The organism is Sphingomonas elodea ATCC 31461, assembly GCF_000226955.1.
In the GTDB taxonomy this organism is placed as follows: Bacteria; Pseudomonadota; Alphaproteobacteria; order Sphingomonadales; family Sphingomonadaceae; genus Sphingomonas; species Sphingomonas elodea.
The window spans coordinates 62,569-73,019 of sequence record NZ_AGFU01000055.1 but is presented as its reverse complement, the minus strand read 5'-3'; the positions used below and the strand labels follow the sequence as shown (position 1 = coordinate 73,019).

The following is a 10,451-nucleotide window of genomic DNA, read 5'->3' as shown; positions in this document are numbered from 1 at the left end:
CGCTGCCCCCGGCAGCGCCTGAACAGCGCGGGGCGCTGTTCACCCGATGCGGGGTTGGGGTGGGGGACTCTCCACGAGCGACGGACTTGTGGATCGGTCAGGCCCCACCCCCACCCCCCTGAAGGGGACGGGCTTAAGAAGGTAGAAGAGACGATGACCACCGCGACCACCTCCCGCCAGCGCCCCGCCGCGCTGCTCCTCACCCCCGCCGCCGAGGCGCGCATCGCCGCGCTGATGGCGAAGGCGCCGGAAGGCACGGTCGGCGTCAAGCTCTCCACCCCGCGTCGCGGCTGCTCGGGGCTCGCCTATTCGGTCGATTATGTCAGCGAGGCCAAGCCGCTCGACGAGCGGATCGAGACCCCCGGCGGCACCTTCTTCGTCGACGGCGCCTCGGTGCTCTACCTGATCGGCTCGACGATGGACTGGGTGGAGGATGATTTCACCGCCGGCTTCGTGTTCACCAACCCCAACGCCAAGGGCACCTGCGGCTGCGGCGAAAGCTTCATGGTCTAAAGGCTCCGGCTGGAGTAGATCCGCCGAAATGACTGACGTTGCGGACACTGCCGCGCTGCCGATCTGCGTGGCGGCGCTCTACCAATTCACCCGGTTCGACGATCCGGCAGGCCTGCAGGGCCCCCTGGCGAAGCTCTGCTGTTCTCAGGGCGTGAAGGGCACGCTGCTGCTCGCGCGCGAGGGGATCAACGGCACGATCGCGGGCAGCGACGACGCCATTGCCGCGGTGGTCTCACATGTCCGTGCGCTGCCGGGCTGCGACGGGGCCGATGTGAAATATTCCCGCGCCGCCGCGCAGCCCTTCTACCGGATGAAGGTGCGCCTCAAGCGCGAGATCGTGACGATGGGCCAGCCGGACATCGACCCGCTGGCGAGCGTCGGCACCTATGTCGCGCCCGAGGACTGGAACGCGCTGATTGCCGATCCAAACACGGTTCTGATCGACACGCGCAACGATTACGAGGTCGCCGCCGGCACCTTCCGCGGCGCGATCGACCCGCATACCAAAAGCTTCCGCGACTTCCCCGACTGGTTCCGCGCCCACCGCGAGGAACTGCTCGGCCGGGGCGAGACTAGCCCCAAGGTGGCGATGTTCTGCACCGGCGGCATCCGCTGCGAGAAGTCGACGGCGTTCCTCAAGTCCGAGGGCATCGAGCAGGTGTTCCACCTCAAGGGCGGCATTCTCAACTATCTGGAGAAGGTGTCCGAGGCGCAGAGCCTGTGGGACGGCGAATGCTTCGTGTTCGACCAGCGCGTGACGGTGGGCCACGGCCTGGCGCCGGGCAGCTACGAACTCTGCCACGCCTGCCGCCGCCCGGTGAGCGTCGAGGACCGCCGCTCGCCTTTGTACGAGGCGGGGGTCAGTTGCGCGGCCTGCCATGACGAGCGCACCGACGCGGATCGCGAGCGGTATCGGGAGCGCCAGCGGCAGGAGAGCTTCGCCGCCACCCGGGGCGAACCACATGTGGGGAAGGTGTATCCGGTGGCGACGGAGGAGGGCTGATACCAAGCTGCGCTGATACGGAATCATCTCGCCCTAGCCACCAGCCGTCACCCCAGCGAAAGCTGGGGTCTCCCGGAGGCTGGGCAAAACGGAACAGCGCGCCTGCGGGAGACGCCAGCGTTCGCTGGCATGACGCTGGAGAATGGGTCGCTATCCGCGCAGCTTGGTATGAGGCAGTGTTTGCGCTGCGGAGCCATTCCTAACCGAACGGGTTTTCCACCGGATCAGGATAGAGGGAATCCAGAAGCTCGCATGCGAACGACTCGCGTCCGTGAGACATGCCCTGCATCTCGAAGCCGTGCCCAGCGAAGTTCGTGATAAGCGTCGACAGAATGTACATCGCTGCGTTGTAGTTTCGCTGATCCGAATGGTGGGAGAACCAAACCAGTAGATCACCGAGTTCCGCAACCGGACCATCTTGAAAGCTGCCCAACTGGGCATTCAAGGCGTGTGCATCGGTCACCACCTCGATGCCGAAATCCGGGTCCAATACCGCGCCGTCGAGAACCACCGGCATGGCGATATTGTGTGGTATCTCCACCTGCTCCCCAACCGTCCGACCGAGCGCTGCAGCTTGCGCCGGGTTTTCAACAATGAACCGGATGGGTTCAGCCGGTACCGGTGCCAACGGAGCCTCCCATGCGGGAGAGGGGCGTGGGCCCATTCGCACGGGACAAGCGGTAGCGACGAGCGCATCATCGAGCTGTCGAGCGGTTGGCCATGATGCCGCAGGCACAAGTACGTAGATGTCAAAGCTCATGATGCCGCGCGATCCTCTTGGTGTTGCGACGAGTGAACCCCATTCCCGGCCGATTGCAATCCTGATCGCAAAAACTGCTGCTTTGCAGTCCACCCTTGCCACAGCGTCGCTCAGTCAACGTCGCGCCGCGCTATCCTCGTCGGTGCCTCGCGCTCACCCCACCCGAGGCTGCGGCGCTCCCCGCGCCCGGAGCCGCAGCGCCAGCACATAGATGATCACCGCCACCCCGGCGAACAGGAACCACTGCACCGCATAGGCGAGGTGGTTGTTGGGCACGCTGGCGATGTCCGGCGGGGTGCTCGGCTCCAGCCCCGGCGCGGGCTGCTCGGAGACCAGCATCAGCGGCTGGGGCGTGCCGTCGAAGATGCTCGCGATCAGCGGGCGGTGGTCGGGCGCGCGGGTAAGGGTGCCGCTCACCACGCCCCCCGGCCAGTGCGGGCGGAACATCGGATCGCGCGTTACCCCCATGTCGACCAGCAGCGTGGCGCCCGCATGGGTGCGGCAGGTGGCGATCTGGCGCCAGCCCTGCGTGCCGGCCACGCTGCGGCCGCCCTGCCGCGCCCAGGCGACGACCGACTGGCAGGCACTGCGCGCATGGCGGAACAGCAGCGAGGCATCGGCGGCACCGCTCTCGATCGTGATCGTCGGCTGCATCGTGTTGGCGGCAAAGACCGCCAGTGCACTCTGCTTCTGCGTCCGGCGATCGAGCTGCCAGATGCCGAGGCCGATCATCGCCGCCACCGCGAGGCCGACGAGCAGGGTGGGGAGCAGTGGCAGACGGCGCATGTCAGTCCTCGGCGATCCGGCCCTCATGGGCCCGGTTGCGATACTCGAGCGCGAGCAGCAGCCCCTTCGCCACCCGCAGCGATCCCACCACCATCGCCAGCGTGACCGGCGGCCACAGCAGCAGGTGCACCCAGAAGGGCGGGGCGAGGCTGAACTCCATCCACAGCGCCAGGATCGTCACCAGCGTGCCGATGCCGAGGGTCAGGAACACCACGGGTCCGTCGCCGACGTTGAACGCGCTGAACTCCAGCCCGCAGGCGGGGCAGTGATCGGCGAAGGCGGTAAAGCTGCGGAACAGCGTTCTGGCGCCGCAGCGCGGGCAGCAGCCATAGACGCCGGATGCGATCGGGGGCGGCAGCGTGGTGCTGCCGCCCCCGGCGGGATCGGGTTTCGAACCGGCCACGTCAGCCGGCGTGGACCGGCGCGCCCCAACCGCCCCAGACATAGATCGACGCGAACAGGAACAGCCAGACGACGTCGACGAAGTGCCAGTACCAGGCCGCTGCCTCGAAGCCGAAATGCTGCTTCGGCGTGAAATCGCCGCGATAGGCGCGCACCAGGTTCACGATCAGGAAGATCGTGCCGATGATGACGTGGAAGCCGTGGAAGCCCGTCGCCATGAAAAAGGCGCCGCCATAGCTCGAGCCGCCCTCGCTGGCCGCCTTGAAGGGGAAGGGAGCCTCCATATACTCATAGGCCTGGAGGCAGCTGAACAGCAGGCCCAGCACCACGGTGAGCCACAGGCCCTTCTTGACGCTGTCATTCTCGCCGACGCCGAGCGCTCCCCACAGCCCGCGCAGCTCGCCGCCGCGCTCGTTGTGGATCAGGCCGTGATGCGCCCAGGTGACGGTGCAGCCCGAGCAGAGCAGAATCAGCGTGTTGAGCAGCGGGAACTGCCACGCGTCGAGCACCTCCATGCCCTTGGGCGGCCAGGTCCCGCCGACCGCCTCGACCGTGGAGGGGAAGAGCGAGAAATCGAACCAGGCCCAGAACCAGCCGACGAAGAACATCACTTCGGAGGCGATGAACAGGATCATGCCGTAGCGGAGGTGGAGCTGCACGATCGGCGTGTGATCGCCGGCATGGGCCTCCTGGATCACCTTGCCCCACCAGCCGAACATGGTGAGCAGCACCAGCGCGAAACCGGTGGTGAGCACCAGCGTGCCGTTCGCCATCTTGTGCATCCACAGCACGGCACCGGAGGCGAGAATCAGCCCGCCCAGCGAGCCTAGAAGCGGCCAGATGCTCGGCGGCAGGATATGATACTGGTGGTTCTTTGCTCCAGCCATGGGCGTATCCCCAATCCTCTCTCTATTTGGCGTGATGCTAGCTCGGTGTCTTCGGCGAATCCACAGGATAAAATGTATAGGACAGCGTGATCTCTTCCACGTCGCGCGCGTCCGGGTCGTTCAGGATTTTCGGATCGACAAAGAAGATCACCGGCATCCGCACCGTCTCGCCGGGCTTCAGCGTCTGCTGTGTGAAGCAGAAGCACTGGATCTTGGTGAAATATTTGCCGACCTGCGCGGGGGTGACGTTGAACGTCGCCGTGCCCGTCATCGGCTGGTTGGACAGGTTGGTGGCGGTGAAGAACGCCATGTCGCGTCCGCCAATGTCGATCGTGTCTTCGCGCCGCTCGGGCACGAATTTCCACGGCAGCTTGGGGCTGACATTGCTGTCGAACGCGATCGTGATCTTCTGCCCCGTCGCACCGGGAGCGCGAAGGCCCCGCTGGGTGGTGCCGTTGAGCCCGGTCGCCTCGCAGAACATCCGGTAGAGCGGCACCGCCGCGAAGCCGAGGCCGGTCATGCTGCAGACCAGCACGGCACCCATCAGGCCGACGCGCAGGTTGCGGCTCAGTCTCATCCGCCGTGGCCCAGCTTCATCTTGACGATCGAGATGGCGAAGACGAGCAGCACGAACCCGCCCAGCAGCAACGCCATCACCCGTGCCCGCGACCGCTGGCGCGCGCGGATCAATTCCAGCTCCGATGCCGGCATGCGTATCACATCCTCTCCGCGTGAGTCGTTCATCCCACCCACCTGTCGATCACCAGCGCGCCGAATAGCACGAAAAGGTACAATATCGAGAATTTGAACAGCCGCTTTTCCGGGATCATACGGTCTTCCGGCTCGGTGCGACGGGTGGCGACCTGCACCGCCATGGCGAGGAAGATGCCGGACATCACCGCGGCGGTGAGGCCGTAGATCATGCCGGTCAGCCCCAGCGGCCAGGGAACGGCGGCGGTGGCAATCATCGGCAGGGTATAGAGGCCGATCTGGATGCGGGTGGTGCGTTCGCCGGAGACGACCGGCAGCATCGGTACCCCGGCATTGGCGTAATCGGTCTTCACGAACAGCGCGAGCGCCCAGAAATGCGGCGGCGTCCACAGAAAGATCAGCGCGAACAACAGGACCGGCAGCGTCGCGACGTCGCCGGTGGCGGCGGCCCATCCGATCAGCGGCGGGAACGCGCCGGCCGCCCCGCCGATCACGATGTTCTGCGGCGTCCGCCGCTTCAGCCAGATCGTGTAGACGAACACGTAGAACAGGATCGAGACCGCGAGGATCAGCGTCGCAACGAGGTTGATCGCGAAATACATCAGCACGAGGCTGAACGCCGCGAGCCCCACGCCGAAATGAAGTGCCGACTGGCGGTCCATGCGGCCCGCGGGCAGCGGACGGCCCTGGGTGCGCTTCATCTTGGCATCGAGGTCTGCCTCGTACCACTGGTTGAGCGCACCGGCTGCGCCCGCACCGAGCGCGATGCAAAGGATGGCGGTGAAGCCCAGCACCGGGTGGATCGGCACCGGCGCGGCCAGCATGCCGCACAGGCCGGTGAAGACGACCAGCGTCATCACCCGCGGCTTGGTGAGGGCAAGAAAATCGCGCCAATCGGCGGGCAGTGCGGGATTGGCGTTGGTCACGGACATCATCGCTCCCGATATACGGCGATGCTCGGGCGCGCGAAAGGGGCCTCTCAGCCCAGCCGCTTGGCGTTGGCGCGCACCTTGCGGCGATAGTGGCGGAGCGTCCTGCTGGCCTGAGCCTCGGGCGTGTTGCCCAGTCGCCCGGTCGCAGCGGCGACCTGCAGTTCCCAAGCGGCCTGCATCTTCTCGGCGACCATGCGCTGCGCCTCGGCCGTCGCGCCGGGCCCGCCTGCCGCGAGCTTCGCCAGCCGCAGGCCGATGACCGTGGAGGCCTCCATGCCCAGCATCCAGCTGTCGAGGCCGATCTTCATCCAGTCGGCATAGGGGGTGCGCATGCTCAGTCTCCAGAAATGCCGATCGCCTGACCAACGCGCGAGCGGCACGTTCGGGGGCGGCGGGTGACCATAGCCCGCAGAAGTTACCGAACCGCCGTACTGCGCGCTTTGCGGCGGCCATGCCAGCAGATTCGGAAATAGCCGGAAATCCCAATCTCGCTATTGCAACTGAGTAGCAATAATCCTATCGGCGCCGCCCAACAGGCTACAGGGCGGGCTCCACACAGATGGTCACAACTTCCTCTTTCCGGCGCACGGTGGCGGTCGCGCTCCTCGCGGGCGGGGTCCCGTTGCCCTCCATGGCGCAGGATGCCCCGGGCCAGGAGGACATCATCGTCACCGCGCGCACGGCCAATGCGAGCATCCTCGGGGCGGAAGTGCTGCCGTTCGCCTATCCGCAATCGGTCCGCGTGCTCGATCGCGAACTGCTCGATGCAGTGAACCCCACCCGGCTCGGCGACCTGTTCGATCTGGCAGGCGGCGTTACCCGTCAGAATGATTTCGGCGGGCTGTGGGACAAGGTCGCAATCCGCGGTTTTGCCGGCGACGAGAACGCCGGGCCGGACATTCGCATCAACCGGTTCAGCGGCAATTTCGGTTTCAACGCGCCTATCGACGCCGCGACGATCGAGCGGGTCGAGATCCTGAAGGGCGCGACCGCCGCGCTCTCCGGGTTGGGGGAGCCGGGCGGCGCGATCAACATCGTCACCAAGGCACCGCGCGATACCCTCCAGGGTGCCGGCGACGTCAGTTATGGCAGCTGGAACAGTTGGCGCGTCACCGCAGACCTCACCGGCCCGCTGGCCAAGGGCCTGTCGGCGCGGGTGATCGGCGTCGCGGAGGGACGGGACAGCTTCCGCGATCAGGTGCACGGCACGCGCCGGCTGATCGCGCCCTCGCTCGCCTGGGCGCCCGCCGACGGGCTGCGGCTGCTTTACCAGGCGGAGGTGATGCGCAACACCAGCGTGCTCGACCGCGGTATCGTTGCGATCGGCGGCAATGCGCGGGCGATGGACCGTCGCACCTTTCTGGGGGAGCCCGGCGACGGCGACATCGTCCAGAACGGTTTCTGGCAGCAGGCGAGCCTGTTCGCCGATCTCGCGGGCAGCGTGCGGCTCGAACTGGGGGCGAGCCAGCGGGACGGGTCGCTGCGCGGCTATGCCACCATGGTCGATTTCGGGCCGCGCGGGCTGCAGGCGGATGGCCGCACCGCCGGGCGCGACCGCCGCTACCACGACTTCGCCTGGAACGATCTCTCGCTGCGCGCCGAACTGACCGCCAGGGCCGAGCTGTTCGGCATGGCGCACGACCTGCGGATCGGTGTCGACAGGGTGCGGTATGGCATGGACTTCGAGCTGAATCGCGCGCGCGGCACGGCGGCGCAGCCGCTGTTGCCGATCGATCTGTTCGATCCCGTCTATGGTCGCACCGCACTGCCGGTGCCGCCCGCCTTCGCGCATCGCCGCCACTGGTATCGCAGCGAAAGCATCTATGCGCAGGATCTGATCACCGCCGGCCGGTGGACGTTGCTGCTGGGCGCGCGCTGGAACAATTTCCGCGAGACCGTGATCAACCGGCTGGCCGGCGATCGGCGGCTGGAAACGGTGGATCGCGGTGTGACCCCGCGCGCCGCGCTGACCTGGAAGGCGAGCGAAGCGCTGGCCTTCTACGCCAGCTGGGGCGAATCCCTGCGGCTCAACCCTTCCGACGGGCTCAACGTCTTCAATGGCGAGCGCAGCGAGTCGGTCGAAGCGGGGCTGAAGTTCGCCGCGTTCGGCGAGCGGCTGACCGGCCAGGCGGCGCTGTTCGACATGATCAAGCGCAACGTGCTCAACCCCAACGCCGTCGACCCCTTCGTGCGGACCCAGATCGGCCGGCAGCGCTCCCGCGGCGGCGAGGTCGAACTGAACTGGAAGGCGGCGCGGGACCTGCTCGTCACCGGCACCTTCACCCGGCTGGATGCGACGGTGCGCAACGACGCCAACCCGGCGCTGATCGGCACCCCCCTCAGCAACGTGCCCAAGGCGATGGGGAGCCTGTTCGTCCAGAAGACACTGGGCGGGGTCGCGCTGGGCGGCGGCGTGACCCATGCCGGCGCCCGCGCCGGCGATCCCTTCGGCACCAGCTATCGTCTGCCCGCCTACACGATCGCGCGGGCCAGCCTGAGCATCGCGCTGCACAAGCGGCTCAGCCTGCGTGCCGACATCGAGAACCTGTTCGACAGCTACTATATCGCCAGTTCCTATGCGAACGTCTGGACGATGCCGGGCGCACCGCGCAGCTTCCGGGTTACCGCCTCGACGCGGTTCTGACCGACTGCGCAGGGTGGGACGGTTTCGCCGGACGCTCCGTGTGCGCGCGTCGACACCGGGCCAGAGCCGCCGCGGTGGTGCTGCCTTCGCTCCCCAAAAGAAAGGCCCCGGAGGTTTCCCCCCGGGGCCTTGTTTTTCAGCGTTACCGAAATCAGTCGATCTTGGGCAGCGTCTCGAACTGGTGGAAGGGCGGCGGGCTCGACAGCGTCCATTCGAGCGTGGTCGCACCCTCGCCCCAGGGATTGGCCTCGGCCTTCTTGCCGGCGAACAGAGAGTAGAGGATGTTCACGAAGAACACCGCCATGCCCGCGGCCATCACCATATAGCCGATCGTCGCCATGTTGTTCCAATAGGCATATTGGTCGGTATAGTCGGGGATGCGGCGCGGCATGCCCTGCAGGCCCAGGAAGTGCATCGGGAAGAAGAGCAGGTTCACGCCGGCGAAGAACACCCAGAAGTGCACATGGCCCAGCGCTTCGTTGTACATCTTGCCCGTCATCTTCGGGAACCAGTAGTAGAAGCCCGCGAACAGGCTGAACACGGCGCCCAGCGACAGCACATAGTGGAAGTGGGCGACGACGTAATAGGTGTCCTGCATATAGTCGTCGACGCCGCCATTGGCGAGGACGACGCCGGTCACGCCGCCGACGGTGAACATGAAGATGAAGCCGATCGCCCAGACCATCGGGGTCTTGAAGCTGATCGAGCCGCCCCACATGGTCGCGATCCACGAGAAGATCTTCACGCCGGTGGGCACCGCGATCACCATGGTGGCGGCGGTGAAGTACATCTTCACCTGCACCGGCAGGCCGGTGGTGAACATGTGGTGCGCCCAGACGACGAAGCCGACCAGGCCGATCGCCACCATCGCATAGGCCATGCCGAGATAGCCGAACACCGGCTTGCGGCTGAACGTCGCGATGATGTGGCTGACGATGCCGAAGCCCGGCAGGATCATGATGTACACTTCGGGGTGGCCGAAGAACCAGAACAGGTGCTGGTAGAGCACCGGATCGCCGCCGTACTGCGGATCGTAGAAGGCCGTGCCGAAGTTGCGATCGGTGATCAGCATGGTGATCGCAGCAGCCAGCACCGGCAGCGCCAGCAGCAGCAGGAAGGCGGTGACCAGCACCGACCAGGCGAACAGCGGCATCTTGTGCAGCGTCATGCCCGGCGCGCGCATGTTGAAGATCGTCGTGATGAAGTTGATCGCGCCGAGGATCGACGCCGCACCCGCCAAATGGAGCGAGAAGATCGCGAAATCGACCGACGGCCCCGGCTCGCCATAGGTGGAGAGCGGCGCATAGACCGTCCAGCCGGTGCCCGCGCCGACACCGACGAAGGGCGAGAGCATCAGCAGCACGAAGCCCGCCACGGTGAGCCAGAACGAGATGTTGTTCATCCGCGGGAACGCCATGTCCGGCGCGCCGATCATGATCGGCACGAACCAGTTGCCGAAACCGCCGATCATCGCCGGCATCACCATGAAGAACACCATGATCAGGCCGTGCGCGGTGATCAGCACGTTCCAGAAGTGCATCGCCTCGTCGAACGTGCCCTCGCCGTGCAGCTTGGCGACCCACCAGGGGAGGTATTGGATGCCCGGCTGCATCAGCTCGGCGCGCATGATGCCCGAGATCGCGCCGCCGATGATGCCGGCGATGATCGCGAAGATCAGGTACAGCGTGCCGATGTCCTTGTGGTTGGTGGACATGAACCAGCGGGCGAAGAAGCCCGGCAGGTGATCGGCGTCATGCTCGCCATGCGCATGCTCGCCATGCGCGGCGGTGTAGGGGAGCGCGGTATCGGTCAT

At 66.3% G+C, this 10,451-nt stretch carries 12 protein-coding genes; 3 read left to right on the top strand and 9 right to left on the bottom strand.

The window, feature by feature from the left end:
• Positions 1 to 153 precede the first annotated feature (153 nt).
• Both KK7_RS0115045 and trhO read left to right on the top strand, forming a co-directional pair.
• Positions 154 to 513 carry a HesB/IscA family protein gene (locus KK7_RS0115045; RefSeq protein ID WP_010545476.1) on the top strand — a complete coding sequence of 120 codons (360 nt, stop codon included), beginning with the start codon at positions 154 to 156 and terminating at the stop codon, positions 511 to 513.
• A gap of 28 nt (positions 514 to 541) precedes the next feature.
• Positions 542 to 1,516 (top strand): oxygen-dependent tRNA uridine(34) hydroxylase TrhO, encoded by a 975-nt coding sequence (trhO, locus tag KK7_RS0115040; RefSeq protein WP_010545475.1) that lies wholly within the window; start codon positions 542 to 544, stop codon positions 1,514 to 1,516.
• A gap of 199 nt (positions 1,517 to 1,715) precedes the next feature.
• Here the strand turns inward: trhO and KK7_RS22650 are convergent, their stop codons facing one another.
• The 8 genes from KK7_RS22650 to KK7_RS0115000 form a co-directional block, all read right to left on the bottom strand.
• Complete coding sequence (locus KK7_RS22650; protein ID WP_138983973.1) at positions 1,716 to 2,276, bottom strand: hypothetical protein; 561 nt, start codon at positions 2,274 to 2,276, stop codon at positions 1,716 to 1,718.
• 153 nt (positions 2,277 to 2,429) lie between these two features.
• On the bottom strand, positions 2,430 to 3,062 hold the full coding sequence (locus KK7_RS0115030) for an SURF1 family protein (protein ID WP_010545473.1): 633 nt from the start codon (positions 3,060 to 3,062) through the stop codon (positions 2,430 to 2,432).
• 1 nt (position 3,063) lies between these two features.
• On the bottom strand, positions 3,064 to 3,465 hold the full coding sequence (locus tag KK7_RS0115025) for a DUF983 domain-containing protein (RefSeq protein ID WP_010545472.1): 402 nt from the start codon (positions 3,463 to 3,465) through the stop codon (positions 3,064 to 3,066).
• 1 nt (position 3,466) lies between these two features.
• On the bottom strand, positions 3,467 to 4,351 hold the full coding sequence (locus KK7_RS0115020) for a cytochrome c oxidase subunit 3 (RefSeq protein WP_010545471.1): 885 nt from the start codon (positions 4,349 to 4,351) through the stop codon (positions 3,467 to 3,469).
• A gap of 37 nt (positions 4,352 to 4,388) precedes the next feature.
• On the bottom strand, positions 4,389 to 4,928 hold the full coding sequence (locus KK7_RS0115015; RefSeq protein ID WP_010545470.1) for a cytochrome c oxidase assembly protein: 540 nt from the start codon (positions 4,926 to 4,928) through the stop codon (positions 4,389 to 4,391).
• Positions 4,925 to 5,062, bottom strand: a complete 138-nt coding sequence (locus KK7_RS23185; protein ID WP_193378028.1) for a hypothetical protein — start codon at positions 5,060 to 5,062, stop codon at positions 4,925 to 4,927. Before KK7_RS23185 ends, KK7_RS0115015 begins: the two co-directional genes overlap by 4 nt.
• Before the next feature lie 29 nt (positions 5,063 to 5,091).
• Positions 5,092 to 5,997 carry a heme o synthase gene (locus KK7_RS0115005; protein ID WP_010545469.1) on the bottom strand — a complete coding sequence of 302 codons (906 nt, stop codon included), beginning with the start codon at positions 5,995 to 5,997 and terminating at the stop codon, positions 5,092 to 5,094.
• A gap of 44 nt (positions 5,998 to 6,041) precedes the next feature.
• Positions 6,042 to 6,326, bottom strand: coding sequence for a hypothetical protein (locus KK7_RS0115000; RefSeq protein WP_010545468.1), 285 nt, complete (start codon positions 6,324 to 6,326; stop codon positions 6,042 to 6,044).
• 299 nt (positions 6,327 to 6,625) lie between these two features.
• On the opposite strand from KK7_RS0115000, the gene KK7_RS0114995 reads away from it, so the two are divergent.
• The gene (locus KK7_RS0114995) at positions 6,626 to 8,638 is read left to right on the top strand and encodes a TonB-dependent receptor (RefSeq protein WP_010545467.1); all 2,013 of its coding nucleotides are present in this window, start codon (positions 6,626 to 6,628) and stop codon (positions 8,636 to 8,638) included.
• A gap of 151 nt (positions 8,639 to 8,789) precedes the next feature.
• On the opposite strand, the gene ctaD is transcribed toward KK7_RS0114995, so the two are convergent.
• Positions 8,790 to 10,451 carry a cytochrome c oxidase subunit I gene (ctaD, locus tag KK7_RS0114990; protein ID WP_010545466.1) on the bottom strand — a complete coding sequence of 554 codons (1,662 nt, stop codon included), beginning with the start codon at positions 10,449 to 10,451 and terminating at the stop codon, positions 8,790 to 8,792.

Excerpts from the sequence above, each read along its gene's own strand:
- KK7_RS0115020 (WP_010545471.1), bottom strand. The coding sequence starts at position 4,351 with ATGGCTGGAGCAAAGAACCACCAGTATCATATCCTGCCGCCGAGCATC.
- KK7_RS0115000 (WP_010545468.1), bottom strand. The coding sequence starts at position 6,326 with ATGCGCACCCCCTATGCCGACTGGATGAAGATCGGCCTCGACAGCTGG.
- ctaD (WP_010545466.1), bottom strand. The coding sequence starts at position 10,451 with ATGACCGATACCGCGCTCCCCTACACCGCCGCGCATGGCGAGCATGCG.
- KK7_RS0115045 (WP_010545476.1), top strand. The coding sequence starts at position 154 with ATGACCACCGCGACCACCTCCCGCCAGCGCCCCGCCGCGCTGCTCCTC.
- KK7_RS0115030 (WP_010545473.1), bottom strand. The coding sequence starts at position 3,062 with ATGCGCCGTCTGCCACTGCTCCCCACCCTGCTCGTCGGCCTCGCGGTG.
- trhO (WP_010545475.1), top strand. The coding sequence starts at position 542 with ATGACTGACGTTGCGGACACTGCCGCGCTGCCGATCTGCGTGGCGGCG.
- KK7_RS0115005 (WP_010545469.1), bottom strand. The coding sequence starts at position 5,997 with ATGATGTCCGTGACCAACGCCAATCCCGCACTGCCCGCCGATTGGCGC.
- KK7_RS0114995 (WP_010545467.1), top strand. The coding sequence starts at position 6,626 with ATGGCGCAGGATGCCCCGGGCCAGGAGGACATCATCGTCACCGCGCGC.
- KK7_RS0115015 (WP_010545470.1), bottom strand. The coding sequence starts at position 4,928 with ATGAGACTGAGCCGCAACCTGCGCGTCGGCCTGATGGGTGCCGTGCTG.
- KK7_RS22650 (WP_138983973.1), bottom strand. The coding sequence starts at position 2,276 with ATGAGCTTTGACATCTACGTACTTGTGCCTGCGGCATCATGGCCAACC.
- KK7_RS23185 (WP_193378028.1), bottom strand. The coding sequence starts at position 5,062 with ATGCCGGCATCGGAGCTGGAATTGATCCGCGCGCGCCAGCGGTCGCGG.